The following is an 18,125-nucleotide window of genomic DNA, read 5'->3' as shown; positions in this document are numbered from 1 at the left end:
TTTCTAAAAATGTGTGGAATCGCAGGACTGATACACAAGGGCAAAAGCTCTAACGTCGGGGGGGAAATGACCGCGATGTTACAGGCCCTAAAGCACCGGGGCCCGGATTCGACTGGCTACGCGGTCTATGGAAAGCCAACCGAAGGCGATTATATTATGCGCCTCAAAGTGGCCGAAGCTGAAGATATGCACAAAGGCCGCGGCATCCATCAGGTGATCGTAGATCGCATTGCTGCTGTGGAAGAGATTTTGGCAGAGCATGGCGCGGCTGTGAAAAGCAAAGAAAGTGTCACTGAATATGCGCTGCGCTTTGTGCTCAGCCATGAAGGTGATACCGCGGCAATGGCAGAACACATCGAGGAAACTGATGGTGTTGAAATTCTGTCTATGGGCAACGGGCTTGAGTTGATTAAAGACTTGGGTGATGCCGCTGACGTAGCCGGACTCTACGGTTTGGAAAACTTTGAGGGTACGCACAGCATCGGCCACACCCGCATGGCAACAGAATCCGATGTGGATATCCGCTCTGCGCACCCTTATTGGGCGTTTCCGTATAATGATGTGAGTGTTGTTCACAATGGCCAGATCACAAACTACTGGATTATGCGCCGCGAAATGGAACGCAAGGGCCACCGCTTTATGTCAAATTGCGACAGTGAGTTGCTGGCGGTTTATACAGCGCACAACCTGGCCAATGGCATCACATTAGAACAGTCGCTGCGCAATTCCATCGAAGAAATCGACGGAGTGTTCACCTATCTTGTGGCCACCAAAGACCAACTTGGAATGGCAAAAGACACAATGGCTGCCAAGCCGCTTGTGCTGTATGAAAGCGACGATCTGATCGCGATGGCCTCAGAAGAGGTGGCGATCCGCGCGATACTTCCACAAGAAATAGACACTTATGACCCGTATGATGAGGAGGTTCGAGTATGGCAAGCCTAAGCGATGCTGAGCTAAAGCAAATGAGCCAGGAAGAGCGCGTTACCGCGCTTGGAATGCGCACCGAGCAGCTGACAGGAAAGACGCTGCATATCGAATTTGATCCCGAAGCAGAAGAGCGGTTCACATACCCGTGGGCGCCCGAAGTGGATTTCAACAAACGCACTGAAATTGACACTGTGGATATGACCACGACCGAAGTCAACGGACGTATCCGCGAGCTGATGGCGGAAGGATACGGAACCATTGTGCTGCAAAACCCCCGCGGCAAGCACTCGCTTGGGGTTGGAATACTCAGTAAACTCAACCTGATCATTGAAGGCTCTACCGGCTACTTTGGTGTGGGCCTAATCGATGGCCCCAATGTTCGCATCAATGGCCGCGTTGGCTGGTCATGTGGTGAAAACATGATGTCCGGAACCGTGATGATAGAAAAGAACGCAGGGTCAACCTTTGGCGCGGCTATTCGTGGCGGCGATCTTGTGTGTCGCGGCTCTGTCGGTTCGCGTACGGGCATCGACATGAAAGGTGGCACAATTATTGTTGGTGGTGACACTGGCGCGCTGTCTGGGTTCATGATGCAGCGGGGACGCATGGTTGTCTGTGGTAACGCAGGCAAAAACCTTGGCGACTCTATGTATGATGGAACCATCTATGTGGGCGGCGACATTAAGTCCTGCGGTGTTGATGCGGTTGAGGCCGAATTGACAGATATGGACAAAGCCTGGCTTACCCGCAAGTTAAAGCAATACGGTTTAATGCCAGACAACGGTGTTGACCACTTCACAAAGGTTGTCGCTGGAAAACAGCTGTGGAACTACGACAATCTTGAACCCTCTGAAAAGAAACTCATTCTTTAAGTCACCGGAAAGGAACTGACCCATGGCTGACGGCGACATGCCCACCAAAAAACAGCTTGATCGCGATGTAAACCGCATCGGTGACAGCTTTATCTTCCCACCACGCGTTATGGATGACATCCATATCAAATCCGAGCTTGGCCGCTACCGGATGCGTGGATTTTCATTGTTTAAGAAAATCCCCCATTGGGATGATCTTACATTTATGCCCGGAACGCTGACGCGTTTTGTGATCGAAGGCTATCGCGAAAAATGCGAAACCCGTACGGTCATCGGCCCGCGTGCCAAACGCCCGATTGAACTGGACATTCCGGTTTATATCACCGGCATGAGCTTTGGCGCTCTGAGTTACGAGGCCAAAACAGCACTCGCACGGGGCGCAACCATGGCTGGAACAGCAACCTGTTCAGGTGAAGGTGGTATGATCCCGGATGAGCGCCGCTATAGCTCGAAATGGTTCTATCAGTGTATCCAATCACGCTATGGGTTTAACCCAAACCACTTGGTCTTGGCGGATGGTGTTGAGTTCTTTATCGGTCAGGGCTGTAAAGTTGGTCTTGGCGGCCACCTTATGGGCCAAAAAGTAACTGATCAGGTTGCTGAAATGCGCTCACTTCCCGCTGGTATCGACCAACGTTCACCGGCCCGTCACCCTGATTGGCTGGGTCCAGATGATCTGGCGCTTAAAATTCAGGAAATTCGGGAAGCGACCGACTGGCAAATTCCAATTCAGCTTAAGCTGGGCGCGGCGCGGGTTTATGACGATGTGCGGATGGCGGTGAAATGTGATCCAGACTCGATCTATATCGACGGTATGGAAGGCGGCACAGGAGCCGGCCCCCACCTTGCAACAGAAGATACCGGCATTCCGGGCATCGCGGCGATCCGTCAAGCACGCAAAGCGATTGATGATCTTGGCAAAAGGGGTCAGATCACATTGATCTATGCGGGCGGTATTCGCAACGGCGCGGATGTGGCAAAAGCCATTGCGCTTGGCGCAGACGCCATTGCGATCGGACATTCGGCCATGATGGCGTTGAACTGCAACAAGGATATTCCTGAAGCGAACTATCCAGAAGAGGTCGGCGCAGAGCCCGGGTATTGCTACAACTGTCACACAGGGCGCTGCCCGGTGGGCGTTGCAACACAAGACCCAGTTCTTCGCGCGCGTCTAGACCCGGATGAAGCTGCCGAGCGTGTCTATAACTTCTTGCATACATTAACCATTGAAGCGCAGCTTTTTGCGCGGGCATGTGGCAAGACCCATCTTCACAGCCTTGAGCCAGAAGATCTTGCAGCGCTCACTATGGAAGCTTCGGCCATGGCTGGTGTTCCATTGGCCGGTACCAACCATACGGTTGGCGTCGAAGATTATCATCACCTGTAAGGAGGGCTTGAATTATGGCTGGAACACAGTACCGCGGCTCTGAGATCGTCGACGTTAATCAGTTTTTGAATGACGCAGATGGTCTTGTCTCAGAGCGGGAGAAAGAAATTGGACAACATATCGGATATCGTTACGATGTGAACTTGGTGCCTGACTATGGTCGTGTCACGCCGTTTCTTTCGAAATACATGGAAGTTATGGGATGGGATGATTTAAACTGGCTCGAAGATGTCCACATGGGCTATGAAGAGGGCGCGCCAGCGGTTTTTGACCGCAACAACAATGGCTGGGTTCGCATCCCCGATTCAATCGAACTGCCTGATAACCAACAAGATCGTGATATGATTGCGCGTGAGCTTTTGATTAAATTTCAAATGTCTGATCGTCATCCATTATCGGATCTGAGAAAAGCTTATATGAAGTTTTAAAGCAAATGCCGCGCCCGCTTTCAATCGCTTGCCTGCAAACCCGGCCGATGCCCTCCATCGGTCAGGCCATAGATGAAGCGACGCCGCTTGCCGAGCAGGCGGTTAGAGCGGGCGCGGAGTTTTTATTTCTGCCGGAATATTGCGGCGGTTTGAAAAGTGAGGGCTCTGCACTTACCCCGCCACATGCGACAGAGGCAGACCATCCCTTTCTAGCGGCGCTTCGAGATTTTGCTGCGCAACACAATGTCTGGATTATGATCGGATCTATTGCGGTTTCTGGCCATGATGGGAAAATCCTAAACCGCGGCTATATCTTGGATCAGCAGGGTAATATTCACAGCCACTATGATAAAATCCACCTTTTTGATGTGCAGATTTCGCCAACCGAAGTGTACCGCGAAAGCACCCGCGTGACAGCTGGAAATGCGATGAGCTTGGTTCAAACCCCTTATGCCCAGCTTGGTCATACAATTTGTTATGATCTAAGGTTTCCTAAACTTTACAGAGATTTAGCGCAGGCTGGTGCGGAAGTTTTATGCACACCGGCAGCCTTTACAAAGAAAACGGGCGAAGCCCATTGGCATATTTTAAACCGCGCACGGGCGATTGAAAATGGATGCTTTATGATATCGGCCTGCGCAATCGGTGAGATCGCCGGTGGAGGCGCCAGCTATGGCCATAGCTTGGTGATTAATCCATGGGGAGAGATCATTGCAGATGGCGGGGATACACCTGGTGTTGTCTTTGCCACCATAGATCTAGATGAAGTGGCCGAGGCGCGCGGACGAATTCCAAGCCTTAGCCATGATCGGAATTATAAGATTACCAGTGTAAAAGAACGGGGTATAGCATGAGTTCAGTCGCATCAATTTTTGGCCAAACCTATGTAAATCACCCAGTGAAGGACAAATTTATCAAATGGCAATGTCATACAAGGCAGATGATGATGCGGGACAATCAGGGCCGACCTGATGCAGCGATTATGCCTGAGGTCCACCTCGCAGGGCAGGATGCCTCTCTAGGGGCTTTGATTACCATTTTGAACAAACTGCCGACGTATTCGCTAACACCAGAAATGTTGCATATGGCGCGCAAAACCAATGATCCGGCGCAGGCGCGTAGTCAGGCTATTCAGTTTTTTTCCGCCACCTACTACCAAAAGTTCCGTCAGTTCTCGGATGTTTTAACGGCGACATTTCCCCCCGGGTCCGGCGGGGCTGCTCAGCTGCAAACTGCGGGCAGCTGCCGGTTGGTGTTTGAAGCCTACGCGCAGCGGTTTGATCTTGAATGCGCGGTTATGCCGATGGCCCAGCAAAACGCTCTACATCAGGCCACGATGGCCCATAACCGATTGTTTAATAGGGGCCTTTCGGCTGAAACAATCGTCTTGGGCTTTGAGCCGGACTGGGAAAAATCCACTGCAACACCCTAAACTTTGGACTGTTTCAACCTTTTCTGGATGTCATGTTTTTATGTGACAGCGGGCTTGTTTTATGCATAAATTGATCAGGGGCTGCCCAAAATAGCACAGCAAAAATGCAGCGCAAACACGCGGCTGCACCCCCCGCTGCGAGGTCAAAAAATGCGAAAATCACATGTCGGTATTGCGTCGGTATTGCGGCTTTATTGCATCGGAGCCATTTTCGCCCTGCCAGCACTGGCCGGAGAGTTTTCGCCCGCACAAAATCCACGCCCTGAATGCCCGGCAGATTTTTTTGTCAAATCTGCCGTGGTGTTTGATGCGCTGACAATTTGCGGCACAAAATCCGTGCCCGATGACAAGCTTTCGCATGCTGCGCAGGTTGCGGCGCAATGGCTGGACAATGATCAAAATGGCCGCGTGGATGAACCGCGGCTGCTGGCCAAGCTGCGCGATAACAGGCCGGTGTTGGTGATGTCGGCGCGCGGGTTTCGGGGGCGCGTGATTGATAAAATCATGGACCGTCTTGATGAGCGCATCGGCCAAGACCTTGCCGCAGATGAAACCGCGCCGGCGCGCCGCGATGAACGCGATGCATCGCAGGAAGAAATTCATCACCTCATCGTCAACGCAGGCTGGATCCCTTTGGCGCCGCAGCTTTTTAGCGATCGCCGCGCCAAGGGCAGTGCGCTTTTTGCCGCTTGGCAAGAGGCAGAGAGCAAGCGGCTTTACGATTATAATGACTGGACCTGTGATGATAGCTGCAAGGTGGTCGAGTTTTTCTATCTGGCAACGGCCGCCTATTTAGGCTCGGCAATCGATGTGGCGCATGATGAGCTGCGGGTCAAAACCCGCGCCGCTTTGAAACAGAAATTACCGCAAGTCGCGGCGGTGATCGAAATCAAAGACTACGCATATCCGCGTCAGATGTGGCCTAATGGCCGCTATCCGCATGCAAAGAATATCAAGTTTTCAAACTGATCGCTTGCGAGCTTTGGGCGGCTAAGTGTTTTGTGGATACGAGATCACCGATAAAAACTTTGCTGGTAGCTGGGTGAAAACCTCTGGCCCATGAGGCGCGTCGGCATCAAAAAACAATGTATCGCCGGGGCTAAGGTGATAGATTTTTTCCCCGTGCCGGTAGCCTATTTCGCCCTCGAGCATATAAATTGTCTCGATGCCGCCATGTTGGAACGTGGGAAACACATCCGAGGCTTCGGTCAATGTGATCAGATAGGGCTCGACGATCACGCCGCTGGCGTTTGATCCGATATGACCAAGCAAATTATACTGATGTCCGGCGCGGGTTCCGGCGCGCTCCATTTCCACCCCAGCACTGGATTTGGTGTGGATGCAATCGCGGGTCTCTTCAAAACCGCGGAAAAAGGACGTGAGCGGCACAGACAGCGCCTGGGCAAGGCTGCGCAGCGTGGTCAGAGAAGGCGAGGTATTGCCGTTTTCAATTTTGGACAGCATCCCAATAGACAAGCCGGTCAGTTCGGCAAGCTTGGCCACCGTGATATTTTTTTGCCGTCGGTGCAGACGCACCTCGCGGCCAATGGCCGCTTCTAGGTTCAATTCGTGGTGCTGGCGCAGACGGTGCGGATCTTGGTTCAAAGGGGTGTTTGGCATATTTTTCCCCTTTTAGGGCAGGCGCCGCCCAATGGGACAGGAAAGCGCAGAGATTTTGTTTCCTGAGATGAAAATTTGCAAATTTCATGCAAAAGATCAAGCCGCAAACTTTACTGGCAAACCCCGCCCTGATTCAGGGCTTAGGATAAATCCCCTTTGTTGACGCAGCCAGTGCCGCTTGGATTATTCCTATTTGTATTTGGCGGGCAGACAAAGAACGCAACATATGTTTATCGAATTGCATCGCGCGGATGGTCAGCTTGAAGTTCTTTTTCACCCCAAGCATACATTGCGTCGATAACAGTTTTGATGCCCATGCCTTTTTCTGTAAGCGCGTATTCAACATGCGGTGGCATCACGTTCAGGATTTTGCGTGACACAAGCTCTTCTTCTTCTAGCGCCCGAAGCTGCGCGGTCAGCAGACGTTGAGACACTTTTCCTGTTTGGCGCTTAAGTTCGTTGAACCGCAACGGGCCGTCCAATAATGAATTGATGATCAATAAGCGCCATTTGCCGCCTACGATGCTCATCGTGCGCCGTACGGGACAGGTAAAATAACCATCGGGTTTTTCGGTGATCTGCGGTTCTGGCATTTAAGTACCCTTTTATATACCACATGCTAAAATAGTGCCTACTTGATAGGTATGTGGATAACGTTTAGATACCAAATTGTTCGATATAACACAAATGCTAATATTGGAGATATAGATATGAAAAAGACACTCATTGCCGCTGCTGCGACCGCTTTGACAGTTGGGGCTGCTCAAACTGCCTCAGCGAATGAAGCCGTTACTTTGATGGAACAATTTTATGAAGTGGCTGATACGCGGCCTTTTGATCTTTCTGCGCTGGCAGAATTTTACGCTGACGGGTTCGTGGATCATCATCCAAACCCGGCCATTCCAGCCGATGCGCCCGTTGGTCTGCTGTATCAGTTACTTGCCGATGGTGCGCCGGATTCAGTGCATAATATTGAAATGATTTTGCCCTCAGGCGATGATACAGCAATCGTTGTTTGGTCATATGAAGGTACCAATAGCAATACGCTTTTTGGCATTCCATCCCAAGATCCCGCCGCTGCCTTTGCGATTGCCGGTATCGAGATTTGGAAAGCAAAAGATGGTAAACTTACCGAATTTTGGCATGTCGAAGATATTGCAGGCCTTATGGCCCAGCTGGCACCAAAATAATCAAGTTCAGCAAGCGCAAATTATTTTGCGCTTGCACCCCCGCCGCCTTATTAGTGGTAAATGAAGGTTATACACCCAGTGCAATGGCCCGGTGACTTAGGATCGAAAACGGATATTTGGTGATTTTAGCAAATTGCAAGCTATTCTACTTAGATAAAAATCGGTCTGTTGGTGTTGTCACATAATGTGATGAAAAGCCATCAATCGCTCAGATCCAAAGGTTCATAGCGCCGCCGCGATGCGGATAGCTCTAAAAGCCATTGTTCGACCACATCGCGCTGCGAAAAGCTTGATGATTTTTCCGGTTTAATCAGATAATAACCATATTCGGTGCGCACCGAAATATCACCAAGCGGTCGCACCAGCTTGCCTTGATCCACCAGATGATCAAGCAAATGGCCCCATCCCAGCGCAATGCCCAGCCCGTTCACGGCGGCATCGATAGACAGAGGGTAGGTGTTAAACAGCACGGTTTGGTCGAGTTTTGGGACATAAAGTTCATTGCGCGACAGCCATGTGTGCCAAGTCATCCATTCGGTATGGGTGCTGGCCACCCCGATAAGAGAATGTTGCGCCATCGCTGATAAGTCGGCTATTTCGGGATGTTTTTCTAAGTAATCGGGTGAGCAGACGGGAAAAATAGTTTCCCCGAACAAAAGCTGCGCCGAATATCCCGGCCAATGCCCATCACCGCGCAAGATGCTTAAGTGAATGTCTTCGGCCAGACATTCCTCATCACTGTCGGATGAGACAAGTTTGATCCGCAGCTCTTGATTGTCCGCATTGAACAGCGGCAAACGCGGCATCAGCCACAGCCCCGCGACGGAATTGGTGGCTGCAAGCGTAATGGCCTCGGCCTTGGCGTCTTTAAACCGATTCTCTGAAATTGACCGTAATTGCCCAAGAACAGGCGATATTTCATCAAATAGCTGCTGACCATGGGGGCTAATTTGGATGGAACGGTGACCGCGGATAAACAAATTTAACTTATAATGATGTTCCAGCAGTTTAACTTTGCGACTAATGGCCGTTTCGCTAATATTTAGAGCCTTAGATGCGCCCGAAAAACTACCGGATTCCACCGTTGCCTCGAAGGCTAGAAGATAATCTAGTGGTGGCAGTGAATTGTTTTTACTCATTTTTATTCGCTTACTCTCTGAGTGAGAATTGGCTTGTGACGTACCTTTGCCTTATTCAAGCACAGATTTGTGTCTTTGCCACTAATTTTTATCGCCTTAGCCTCACAAATCTCTACGTTGAGAACCCCAGCAAATTTGCAATTATCGTCCGTATGCTTGGCGCTTGTTCAAGCCAATGATATTCTAAACAGGGGAAAACACATGAAACTAAAAAACTTGTCTTTTGCTGCTGCCACTGCGTTCAGTGTCGCACTGGCGCCGGCTGCCTACGCAGCCGATAGCAGCGAACCGATCGTCATCCCAACCCACAATTGGTCCAGCCAAGTTGTTATGGCTTATGTTATTGGTGGTATTTTTGAGAGCATGGGGAACAATGTTGAGTATGTTCCCGCGGATGCGCAAGCCGTCTATGAGGCTATTCGCAACGGTGATGTTACAATTTCACACGAAGTGTGGCAGTCGACCTTTGGTGACTCATTTTACAATGCAATGGCCAAAGGTGGGGTAATCGATGCCGGTACGCATTCTGCACCCACACTGGAAGAAATGGGCGTGCCGCAATATGTCATCGATGATAATCTCTGCCCAGGTCTGCCCAATTGGGAAGCGTTGTTAGATTGCCCAGAAGTTTTTGCGACTGCGGATTCAGGTGGTAAAGGGCGTTGGTTGGAAGGCCCACAAAGCTGGCACGGTGATTTGATGCCTGTTCGGGTAGATGCCTTAGGTCTTGGGGATCTTTATACGGTTAAATTTGCCGGGGGTGCCGATGCAATTTGGGCCGAGCTTGCCTCTGCCAAAAAAGAAGGTCGCGGGATCATTACGTTTAACTGGACGCCGAACTTTACGGATGCTGACGGGTTCGTGTTTATCGAGTTCCCAGAATACACTGATGGTTGTCGCAAAGCAGACGGCGGTGAGGGAAAATGCGGTTCGCCAAAAGGGTGGCTGAAAAAGGCGGCTAACTATAAGTTCCCAAAAACGCATCCTGCTGCATATACGGCGTTTTCAAAATTATCATTCTCGGCACAGCAAATTGGTCAAATGGCCGCTTTGGTTGATACTGATAAAATGAGCCATCAAGATGCCGCTAAAAAGTGGCTTGCTGATAACGAAGCCGTCTGGAAACCTTTCACCCAGTAGTCTTTACGGATCACAATAAAGGCTTTCGATGGGCGGTTTGCTCACCGAAAGCCAAACAATTCCCCCGCGCCTTTGGGTTGGGGGAAATGGTTCCATACCACGAGTGTCACATACGAAAACGGAAAATAATGGTCAAAAAAGTGCATCAGTTTCGAAGAGATATGCGCCTCGTACGTTATAAAGAGTTCATGCCAAACTTATCCAATGGCCGCAAGAACGACAGTTTTTATCGGCGAGGGCAAGGCTTAAAGTGTGACAGAACATAAGTTGTGAAAGCCCGGCACACATGGGGATGATAGCGCGAAATTATAGAATTTTGCTTGACATATCAAAGGTGACCTGGGTCCAAATGTAGAAGTGAAATGCCCTAAGTGAAAAAAGTAAACCCAAAATCGGAAGCACAAAAACGTCCAGAAGTTAAACGGATGAAAGCAAACGCTATGCCTAATCAATCTCTCCCGTCTAAGAAAAAACCTGTAATCGAATGCAAATCGGTCTATAAAATTTTCGGCGACAATGCCCGCCGGCTGATTAAAAGTTCTACCGCTGATATTGATATTGGCGCTCTACAGGATGCGGGGTGTATCGCTGGTGTGAACAACGCCTCTTTCAAAGTTTATGACGGTGAAATACTGGTTGTGATGGGCCTTTCTGGGTCTGGAAAATCCACTTTGCTGCGCTGTATTTCGCGATTGACCGACACGTCGGCTGGTGAAATTTTTATTGATGGTAAAAACCTGCTTGAGATGTCCAATAAGGAATTGATCGAACTGCGCCGTAGCAAAATGGGCATGGTATTTCAAAGCTTTGCTTTGCTGCCGCATAAAACCGTTTTGGAAAATATCGCCTTTCCGCTGCAGGTCAAAGGCCACAGCACCAAGGACAGCATGCAGCGGGCGATGGATATGATTGATCTGGTCAGCTTGGAGGGCAGAGAGAATTACTTCCCACGGCAGCTTTCCGGTGGCCAGCAACAGCGCGTCGGGATTGCAAGATCTCTGGCGGTTGAGCCTGACATCTGGTTTCTGGACGAACCGTTTTCCGCCCTCGATCCGCTTATTCGTAAAGAAATGCAGGACGAATTTTTACGGCTTCAGTCGGTGTTGGGAAAAACAATTCTGTTTGTCACGCATGATTTTGACGAAGCGCTCCGGTTAGCAGATCGCATCGCCATCATGAAAGACGGCATTATTGAACAAATCGGTGCTCCTGCTGAGATTATACTGAACCCTGCAACTGAATATGTTGCTAAGTTTACCCGTGAAGTGCCGCGCGAGCGGGTTCTGACCTGTGCAAACGTCATGGATAAACCGTCGGGCGCGATAGAGCTAAGCGCGCTTCGTGTGGATCAAAATGCGCTGATAGAAACAGTGGCCGAAGCGGTTTTAAATGAAACCCAACCTGTTGCAGTTGTCGATGAAAATAACAAAGTCATTGGCGTTTTAAATAATAAAACAATCATTCACGTCTTGTTTGGCAAAGGCCAATCACCCCAGGCAGATAGTTGATTTAGGGGATGGATAGAGTTATGAACCTAATAAATAACCATCCGAAGTTTGCTCAGTTCTTAGTTTTGCTGATCGCTTTTTTTGTGCTATGCTTTGCGATAAGCCCCTCAGCTACAAGTATTTTATGGAGATTTCCACCGTTCTTTGCGGGCATCCCGGAAATGCTAAACAACTCAGTTGACTATCTGATGTTTGAGTGGATGCCGATTGATATTTATGATCCGGATATTGACGAATATGAAAAATCACCACTGTTAAAGGAAGTTACGCGTGGTTTTTCCCGGGGCATCTTGTTCTGTATTGAGTTCATACGCGAATTCTTGATCGGCGGTGTCAAAACTATTGTTGCCTTTTCCAGTTGGGATTTTGTGCGTGAAAATCAGTGGGCATATTGGCCAGCGTTGCCTTGGACAGTTGTGGCCGGCTGCGCGACCACCCTGGGCTATGCTTTAAAGGGCAGGGGCCTTGCTTTTTTCGCAGGTTTTTCGACGGCTTACATTGCCCTTTTTGGTCAGTGGGAACCGTCTATGGAAACCCTTTCATTTGTTTTGGTCGCAGCGCCGGTTTCCTTTATTCTGGGTCTTCTCTTTGGCGTAGCCGCTTTTAAAAACCGTGCTTTTGAATCCCTGATTATGCCACTTTTGAATGTTGCACAGACAATGCCGCATTTTTCCTATTTGGTTCCCGTGATGGTGCTATTTGGTGTGGGTGACCACGCTGGAGCCATTGCGACCATCATCTTTGCCACGCCGCCTATGGTCCGTTTGACATTGTTGGGTTTAAAAAGGGTGCCTCCAGAAGTGACTGAAGCCGGTATGATGAGCGGTTGCAGTAATTTTCAATTGATGTTTAAGGTCTTGTTGCCCACGGCGCGGCGCGACATTCTGATGGGCGTAAACCAGGTTATTATGCAGTGCCTTGCCATGGCTGTGATCGCTTCGTTCATTGGTGCTAAGGGCTTGGGGTTCAACCTATTGCTGGCGCTCAACCAGCTTAGGATTGGGCAGGCGTTAGAGCTTGGAATTTGTATCGTTCTTATTGCCGTGGTGTTGGACAAGCTGTCGCTTGCTTGGGCCAACAAGCAGATTGATTATTTTGCCAACCTAAATTTCATTGGACGGAACAAATATTTGCTGGTGATGCTGGCGGTTTTGGTTGCAGGAAGTGTCATCGCGTATTTGGGGTCATTCATCTTTAAGGGTGGCACAAACTTTTTGTATCTCATCCCGCATAACAAAGGCTTCACAACCGAAAACTTTTGGCAGTCGGGCGTAGATTGGATGGTGGATAATTGGTACCAAGGGCTGCAAGGTTTTAACAAGGGCTTGATTGTCAATGTGTTGATGCCAATGAAAAACGCGTATCTTAGTATGCCCGTTTCTGCCACATTTTTGCTGGTTATGGGGATAGGATACATTATCGGTGGGGTGCGTTCTGCCTTAATCGTTGGTGGTTTTTTACTGTTTATCGCAATGACCGAATGGTGGGACAGAGCGTTAATCACCGCCTATATGACAAGTTTTGCGGTAATTGTATCCGTCACCATCGGCATTACGGTGGGCTCAATCTGTGCTCAAAGTTCGTTCGCCTCCAAAACCATCTTATTGGTCTGCGATACCTTTCAGACCTTTCCGTCGTTTATCTATCTTATCCCAGTCATTATGCTGTTTGGTGTGACCGATACCTCTGTGCTTATAGCTGTGATTGTTTATGCAACAATTCCGGCAACGCGTTACACCGTTGAAGGGCTTCGAGGTGTGCCGCCTTCGCTGCAAGATGCAGGCTCAATGTCCGGCGTTACAAAGCTTCAAAGGTGGGTCAAAATCGAGCTGCCATTGGCATTTCCTCATATTATGTTGGGAATCAACCAAACAGTGATTTTTGCCCTGTTCATGGTGATTATCGGGGCCATGATTGGCACAGATGACCTTGGACAATATATTCTTAAAGCGCTTTCCGACAAAAATGGAACCGGCAACGGTCTAATGCTTGGGTTATGTGTCGCGTTTATCGGTTTGGCCGTCGACCACCTAATCAACACTTGGGCGCAAGAACGTAAAACAGTTTTAGGGTTAACTTGATGAACGAGCAAACGGTATTTCCTAGGCCAAAATCAATTTCGGGGGTGATTACACCGGGGCTTCCGGTGCTGCCGGCAGGGGTTGAACGTCACCCAGTTCCGGGCGGCGGAAGTCGCGCAGTACCGATTTTTGCGGGTGACGAAATAACGCTTCAGGATGTCGAGGGATTGCAACCCGCAGAGATGGTATTCTTTTCGCCGGACCGGCGTTCGGATGCGGCAATGATCGGTGCCAAGGGGGGACGCTCCCCTGAGGGGCTGAAAGCATCCCTTTTGCAACATGCCTCGGGGCGTCAGGTTGTCCAGGCCCTCGACAAGGCTGGATTTGATTTGGCGCAGGCAGATGGCACGCTGGTTTTTGACGAAGGCTCGCGACCGGGCGACACGGCCAGCTTTACCGCCGCAAATGACGGGCTTTTGATCGTCTGCGCCGCGGGCGGCGCTATGGACGCCCATACCCAATGGGCCCCATCAGAGATCGTGCTATTCATCAAACGGCTTACGCCGATTTTGCGCAAAGGGGCAGCGATGATGCCCGACCCTCTGGCAGACCCTTTGGTGGATATTAATATTCAGCCCGGCGAGGCAAAGCCCTATGAGGTCAAAGCTGGTGAGTTTATTCAGGTCGTGGATATTCAGGGCCGTGAATGCAGTGATTTTCAGGCCTTTTCTCGGCGCGCGCTGGACCGGGGGCTCGAGCGTGATATCGACCCGACCACCACCCGTTCATTAATGGGATCGCTCTATCCTAGCCCCGGATTGCACGCGAAATATTTTTCTGTGGATCAAGAGCCGCTGGTGGAAATTGTACAAGATACTGTGGGCCGCCACGACACCTTTGGGCTGGCCTGTACGGCGCGTTATTATGAAGATCTGGGCTATCCGGGGCATGTGAATTGTTCCGATAACATCACCCGAGAATTGGCGGCTTATGATATTCGCCCGCGGGTCGGCTGGCCAGCGATCAACTTCTTTTTCAATACGATTTTGGATGACACGCACGCGATCTCTATGGATGAGCCGTATTCGCGTCCGGGGGATTATGTCTTGCTCAGGGCATTGACGGATTTAGTTTGTATTTCAACAGCTTGCCCCTGTGATATTGATCCTGCAAACGGCTGGAACCCGACCGATATTCAGGTTCGTACCTACAAGAAATCCGAAGATTTCAAGCGCTCAATTGGATGGCGCAAAACCCCGGGGGCTGATATGGAAGAAACGAAAAAAACCGGCTTTCATGACTGTTTTGCGCGGCACACGCGCAATTTTGTCGAATATGCAGGCTACTGGTTGCCCCAAGATATGACCAACCATGGCAGCATCGCCGAATACTGGGCCGCGCGCGAGCGGGCAGTAATTATGGATCTGTCGCCGCTGCGCAAATATGAGGTCACCGGGCCAGATGCCGAGGCGCTGATGCAGCTGTGTGTAACCCGCGATGTCAAAAAAATCCCGGTCGGCGGCATTTCTTATACGGCCATGTGTTATGAACACGGCGGCATGATTGACGACGGCACTGTGTTTCGTTTGGGCGAGACCAATTTCCGCTGGATCGGCGGCAATGACCAGTCCGGTCTGTGGCTGCGCAAACAAGCGCAAGAGCGCGGCATGAATGTCTGGGTGCGCAGCTCGACCGATCATCATTGCAACGTCGCCGTACAGGGGCCGAAGTCGCGTGATATCCTAAAAGACATCATCTGGACGCCGCCGCATCAGCCAACGGTGGAGGAACTGCCTTGGTTCCGCCTGACGGTTGGGCGGCTCGGCGATTTTCATGGTCCCTCTGTGGTGGTCAGCCGCACGGGCTATTCCGGCGAGCTGGGCTATGAAGTGTTTTGCCACCCCAAAGATGCCACACAGATTTTTGACGCCATTTGGCAAGCCGGCGTGCCGCATGAAATGGTACCTCTTGGTCTAGGGGCGCTGGATATGGTGCGCATTGAGGCCGGATTAATTTTTGCCGGATCGGAATTTGATGATCAAACTGACCCGATGGAAGCCGGTATTGGCTTTGCTGTACCTTTAAAAAGCAAAACCGATGATTTTATCGGCCGCGCTGCGCTTGAGCGGCGCAAAGCACATCCGCAAAAGAAACTTGTGGGGCTTGAGCTTAGCGGCGGTGTGGTGCCCACACCCGGCGATTGCGTGCATATTGGCAAGCCGCAAATTGGCGAAGTGACATCCGCGCTTAAATCGCCGGTTCTCGGGAAAGTTATTGCCTTGGCCCGCCTTGATATCGCCCATGCCGATATGGGCACTGAGGTTGAGGTTGGACGGCTGGATGGCGACCAGCTGCGGCTGAGTGCAAAGATTGTCCCGTTTCCGCATTTTGATCCTAAAAAAGAACGTGTCAAAGGCAATTATGAAACGGTTGACCCCGCCGGATCCTAAGCGTAGCCCTGCAAAGTCAGTTCAAGCAGAGCGGTGAACCAACGCAATGAGTTTAATTTTCGGTGTCTTGGCGGCTTTGGCCTGGGGGGTGCATGATCTTTTAGTGCGTCAGGTGTCCCAACGGCTCGGTACGGTAACGGCGCTGAGCACGGTGCTGGCGCTGAGTGTGGTTTTACTGCTTGCAGCTTTGCTGATCCTACCCAACGCAGGCTTTACCATCAGCCCTGAGGGGGTTGGGCTTTGCGTCCTTTCCGGTCTGACCTTTGCAGTTGCCTCGTTTAGCCTTTATCGGGCGTTTGAAATTGGCCCTGTGCGTTTGGTTGCACCAATTATTGGCGCCTATCCGGTTATTTCTATCGCATGGGCCTCGGTTTTCTCAGTACCCGCCCCTTTGAGCGATTGGCTTGCAGTGGCAGTGGTAATCTTCGGGGTTGCACTGGTCGTCGTGCTCTCGGAAAAAACACCGGGTGCGGGCGATAACGATCAGAGCAGGGCAGTGATATGGGCTCTGCTTGCAGCAATCGGTTTTGCTTTTACCTTTATTATCGGTCAACCGGCGGTCAACACCGGCCATCCGCTGGCGCTGAACTTGGTGACCCGCTGTGTTGCCTTTGCAGTGATGTCGCTTGTGGTGCTGCGGAGCGGAGGATTTCACTGGCCGGGACGCAAGTTTTTACCGCTTTTGGCAGTGCTTGCCGTTCTAGATGCGCTTGCGCTTGGGCTTGTGCTACAAGCTGGTGGGCTTGCGCATCCCGAATATGCATCGGTTGCGGCCTCAACCTTTGGAATGGTGACGATCATTCTGGCATGGGCATTTTTGAAAGAGGAAATACGTCCAAGCCAATGGGGCGCAGCCGCAACTGTCTTTGCCGCTATTGCCTATTTGGGCATGTGATCGGCCCACGTGTTCAATCCGTAAAGCGAACCTTGCCGATAAAGCCGAGGTTTCGATTGCGCTCGGCATAGTCAATGCCGTAGCCAACCACAAATTCATCCGGGATTTCAAATCCTGTCCAATCCGCTTTGATCGGCACTTCGCGCCGCGAGGGTTTATCCAGCAATGCAATGGACTTCATTCGGGCGGGTCCGCGCGATTTGAGCAATCCAATCACATGGCTAAGGGTGAAGCCCGTATCGACGATGTCTTCGACCACCAAAACATCACGGCCTTCAATGGCGCCGCGCAAATCTTTTAAAATCCGCACTTCGCGCGAACTTTCCATCCCATCGCCATAAGACGAGGCCTCAAGGAAATCGACCTCGACCGGTAGATCCAATTCGCGGACAAGATCGGCGATAAAGACGAATGAGCCACGCAGAAGGCCCACCACGATGAGCTTGTCAGTGCCGTTGAATTCATCGTGAATTTCGCGGCAAAGCTCTTCGACCCGTGCAGCAATTGTTTTTGCTGAAATCATTTCATCGATGACATAAGGACGCTGCACCATAGTACCCTCTTGATTTTACCGCTCAACAATACGTATTCAGACGCAACTGTCACGCGCTAAAAGAATCTTTATGCCAAAACATTCCGAAACCAAGCGTCTTGCCTACACGGCCGAGCAGATGTACGCCCTTGTGGCGGATGTGGGCAGCTATCCACAATTTTTGCCGTGGTGTTCAGCAGCGCGCGTCCGATCGCGCCAACCGCAGCCCGAGGGTGAGATCATTGAGGCGGATCTGGTCATCAGCTTTAAGGTTTTTCGCGAACGCTTTGGCAGTCGGGTGACGCTTTTTCCCGCTGCATTGAAAATTGAAACCGAATATCTGGACGGGCCTTTTCGCTATATGCGGTCGCACTGGGCGTTCCGCCCTGACGGGGCAGGCTGCGAGGTGGATTTTTTTGTAGATTTTGAGTTTAAGAACGCCATTTTGCAGGGCATCATCGGGGTGGTTTTCAATGAAGCCATGCTGCGCATCGTACGTGCGTTTGAACGCAGGGCGGCAGAGCTTTACGGCCCATAAAAAAGGCGCGCAGACCAAGCCGCGCGCCATCTAGTTTCCACAC

General features: G+C 50.8%; 18 protein-coding genes. 14 read left to right on the top strand and 4 right to left on the bottom strand.

Annotated features, from left to right (window positions below; genetic code table 11):
- Nucleotides 1–9 precede the first annotated feature (9 nt).
- From GN278_11610 to GN278_11580, 7 genes are all read left to right on the top strand, one after another.
- The gene (locus GN278_11610) at nucleotides 10–945 is read left to right on the top strand and encodes a glutamine amidotransferase (protein ID XAT61333.1); all 936 of its coding nucleotides are present in this window, start codon (nucleotides 10–12) and stop codon (nucleotides 943–945) included.
- Entirely contained in the window at nucleotides 933–1,802 is an 870-nt protein-coding gene (locus GN278_11605; protein ID XAT61332.1) for a GXGXG motif-containing protein, read from the top strand. The genes GN278_11610 and GN278_11605 overlap by 13 nt, the downstream gene beginning before the upstream one ends.
- 22 nt (nucleotides 1,803–1,824) lie before the next feature.
- Complete coding sequence (locus GN278_11600; GenBank protein ID XAT61331.1) at nucleotides 1,825–3,189, top strand: FMN-binding glutamate synthase family protein; 1,365 nt, start codon at nucleotides 1,825–1,827, stop codon at nucleotides 3,187–3,189.
- A gap of 14 nt (nucleotides 3,190–3,203) precedes the next feature.
- Nucleotides 3,204–3,617, top strand: a complete 414-nt coding sequence (locus GN278_11595; GenBank protein ID XAT61330.1) for a hypothetical protein — start codon at nucleotides 3,204–3,206, stop codon at nucleotides 3,615–3,617.
- Between the two features lie 5 nt (nucleotides 3,618–3,622).
- Nucleotides 3,623–4,471: a carbon-nitrogen hydrolase family protein gene (locus GN278_11590; protein ID XAT61329.1), complete on the top strand. Its 849-nt coding sequence runs from the start codon at nucleotides 3,623–3,625 to the stop codon at nucleotides 4,469–4,471.
- Nucleotides 4,468–5,049 carry a hypothetical protein gene (locus GN278_11585; protein ID XAT61328.1) on the top strand — a complete coding sequence of 194 codons (582 nt, stop codon included), beginning with the start codon at nucleotides 4,468–4,470 and terminating at the stop codon, nucleotides 5,047–5,049. The genes GN278_11590 and GN278_11585 overlap by 4 nt, the downstream gene beginning before the upstream one ends.
- Nucleotides 5,050–5,232: 183 nt before the next feature.
- Nucleotides 5,233–6,018 (top strand): hypothetical protein, encoded by a 786-nt coding sequence (locus GN278_11580; protein XAT62645.1) that lies wholly within the window; start codon nucleotides 5,233–5,235, stop codon nucleotides 6,016–6,018.
- Between the two features lie 21 nt (nucleotides 6,019–6,039).
- On the opposite strand, the gene GN278_11575 is transcribed toward GN278_11580, so the two are convergent.
- Both GN278_11575 and GN278_11570 read right to left on the bottom strand, forming a co-directional pair.
- Nucleotides 6,040–6,669, bottom strand: a complete 630-nt coding sequence (locus GN278_11575; GenBank protein ID XAT61327.1) for a helix-turn-helix domain-containing protein — start codon at nucleotides 6,667–6,669, stop codon at nucleotides 6,040–6,042.
- Between the two features lie 230 nt (nucleotides 6,670–6,899).
- A complete protein-coding gene (locus GN278_11570; GenBank protein XAT61326.1) occupies nucleotides 6,900–7,262 on the bottom strand; it encodes an ArsR family transcriptional regulator in 363 nt (120 codons plus the stop codon).
- A 51-nt stretch (nucleotides 7,263–7,313) separates the two neighbouring features.
- Between GN278_11570 and GN278_11565 the strand changes: the two genes are divergently transcribed.
- Nucleotides 7,314–7,859 carry a hypothetical protein gene (locus tag GN278_11565; GenBank protein ID XAT61325.1) on the top strand — a complete coding sequence of 182 codons (546 nt, stop codon included), beginning with the start codon at nucleotides 7,314–7,316 and terminating at the stop codon, nucleotides 7,857–7,859.
- A 200-nt stretch (nucleotides 7,860–8,059) separates the two neighbouring features.
- On the opposite strand, the gene GN278_11560 is transcribed toward GN278_11565, so the two are convergent.
- On the bottom strand, nucleotides 8,060–8,998 hold the full coding sequence (locus tag GN278_11560) for a LysR family transcriptional regulator (GenBank protein XAT61324.1): 939 nt from the start codon (nucleotides 8,996–8,998) through the stop codon (nucleotides 8,060–8,062).
- A 201-nt stretch (nucleotides 8,999–9,199) separates the two neighbouring features.
- On the opposite strand from GN278_11560, the gene GN278_11555 reads away from it, so the two are divergent.
- The 5 genes from GN278_11555 to GN278_11535 all read left to right on the top strand — a co-directional run bounded on the left by GN278_11555 (nucleotide 9,200) and on the right by GN278_11535 (nucleotide 17,012).
- Nucleotides 9,200–10,138, top strand: a complete 939-nt coding sequence (locus GN278_11555) for a glycine/betaine ABC transporter substrate-binding protein (protein ID XAT61323.1) — start codon at nucleotides 9,200–9,202, stop codon at nucleotides 10,136–10,138.
- 440 nt (nucleotides 10,139–10,578) lie between these two features.
- Nucleotides 10,579–11,646 (top strand): betaine/proline/choline family ABC transporter ATP-binding protein, encoded by a 1,068-nt coding sequence (locus GN278_11550; protein ID XAT62644.1) that lies wholly within the window; start codon nucleotides 10,579–10,581, stop codon nucleotides 11,644–11,646.
- 20 nt (nucleotides 11,647–11,666) lie between these two features.
- Nucleotides 11,667–13,727, top strand: coding sequence for an ABC transporter permease subunit (locus GN278_11545; protein XAT61322.1), 2,061 nt, complete (start codon nucleotides 11,667–11,669; stop codon nucleotides 13,725–13,727).
- Nucleotides 13,727–16,117: a DUF1989 domain-containing protein gene (locus GN278_11540; protein ID XAT61321.1), complete on the top strand. Its 2,391-nt coding sequence runs from the start codon at nucleotides 13,727–13,729 to the stop codon at nucleotides 16,115–16,117. The genes GN278_11545 and GN278_11540 overlap by 1 nt, the downstream gene beginning before the upstream one ends.
- 46 nt (nucleotides 16,118–16,163) lie before the next feature.
- On the top strand, nucleotides 16,164–17,012 hold the full coding sequence (locus GN278_11535; protein XAT61320.1) for an EamA family transporter: 849 nt from the start codon (nucleotides 16,164–16,166) through the stop codon (nucleotides 17,010–17,012).
- A 13-nt stretch (nucleotides 17,013–17,025) separates the two neighbouring features.
- Here the strand turns inward: GN278_11535 and hpt are convergent, their stop codons facing one another.
- Nucleotides 17,026–17,565: a hypoxanthine phosphoribosyltransferase gene (gene hpt / locus GN278_11530; GenBank protein XAT61319.1), complete on the bottom strand. Its 540-nt coding sequence runs from the start codon at nucleotides 17,563–17,565 to the stop codon at nucleotides 17,026–17,028.
- 70 nt (nucleotides 17,566–17,635) lie between these two features.
- Here hpt and GN278_11525 point away from each other — a divergent pair, with 70 nt between their 5' ends.
- Entirely contained in the window at nucleotides 17,636–18,082 is a 447-nt protein-coding gene (locus tag GN278_11525) for a type II toxin-antitoxin system RatA family toxin (GenBank protein XAT61318.1), read from the top strand.
- Nucleotides 18,083–18,125 lie beyond the last annotated feature (43 nt).

The organism is Rhodobacteraceae bacterium Araon29, from assembly GCA_039640505.1.
In the GTDB taxonomy this organism is placed as follows: Bacteria; Pseudomonadota; Alphaproteobacteria; order Rhodobacterales; family Rhodobacteraceae; genus CABZJG01.
The sequence above is the reverse complement of the archived record's forward strand: the minus strand, read 5'-3'. Positions and strand labels throughout refer to the sequence as shown.

What these genes read in the sequence shown, in the direction of transcription:
- GN278_11545 (XAT61322.1), top strand. Translation starts at nt 11,667, where the DNA reads ATGAACCTAATAAATAACCATCCGAAGTTTGCTCAGTTCTTAGTTTTG.
- GN278_11570 (XAT61326.1), bottom strand. Translation starts at nt 7,262, where the DNA reads ATGCCAGAACCGCAGATCACCGAAAAACCCGATGGTTATTTTACCTGT.
- GN278_11525 (XAT61318.1), top strand. Translation starts at nt 17,636, where the DNA reads ATGCCAAAACATTCCGAAACCAAGCGTCTTGCCTACACGGCCGAGCAG.
- GN278_11575 (XAT61327.1), bottom strand. Translation starts at nt 6,669, where the DNA reads ATGCCAAACACCCCTTTGAACCAAGATCCGCACCGTCTGCGCCAGCAC.
- GN278_11595 (XAT61330.1), top strand. Translation starts at nt 3,204, where the DNA reads ATGGCTGGAACACAGTACCGCGGCTCTGAGATCGTCGACGTTAATCAG.
- GN278_11535 (XAT61320.1), top strand. Translation starts at nt 16,164, where the DNA reads ATGAGTTTAATTTTCGGTGTCTTGGCGGCTTTGGCCTGGGGGGTGCAT.
- GN278_11610 (XAT61333.1), top strand. Translation starts at nt 10, where the DNA reads ATGTGTGGAATCGCAGGACTGATACACAAGGGCAAAAGCTCTAACGTC.
- GN278_11600 (XAT61331.1), top strand. Translation starts at nt 1,825, where the DNA reads ATGGCTGACGGCGACATGCCCACCAAAAAACAGCTTGATCGCGATGTA.
- GN278_11550 (XAT62644.1), top strand. Translation starts at nt 10,579, where the DNA reads ATGCCTAATCAATCTCTCCCGTCTAAGAAAAAACCTGTAATCGAATGC.
- GN278_11590 (XAT61329.1), top strand. Translation starts at nt 3,623, where the DNA reads ATGCCGCGCCCGCTTTCAATCGCTTGCCTGCAAACCCGGCCGATGCCC.
- GN278_11540 (XAT61321.1), top strand. Translation starts at nt 13,727, where the DNA reads ATGAACGAGCAAACGGTATTTCCTAGGCCAAAATCAATTTCGGGGGTG.
- GN278_11585 (XAT61328.1), top strand. Translation starts at nt 4,468, where the DNA reads ATGAGTTCAGTCGCATCAATTTTTGGCCAAACCTATGTAAATCACCCA.
- GN278_11605 (XAT61332.1), top strand. Translation starts at nt 933, where the DNA reads ATGGCAAGCCTAAGCGATGCTGAGCTAAAGCAAATGAGCCAGGAAGAG.
- hpt (XAT61319.1), bottom strand. Translation starts at nt 17,565, where the DNA reads ATGGTGCAGCGTCCTTATGTCATCGATGAAATGATTTCAGCAAAAACA.
- GN278_11555 (XAT61323.1), top strand. Translation starts at nt 9,200, where the DNA reads ATGAAACTAAAAAACTTGTCTTTTGCTGCTGCCACTGCGTTCAGTGTC.
- GN278_11560 (XAT61324.1), bottom strand. Translation starts at nt 8,998, where the DNA reads ATGAGTAAAAACAATTCACTGCCACCACTAGATTATCTTCTAGCCTTC.
- GN278_11565 (XAT61325.1), top strand. Translation starts at nt 7,314, where the DNA reads ATGTGGATAACGTTTAGATACCAAATTGTTCGATATAACACAAATGCT.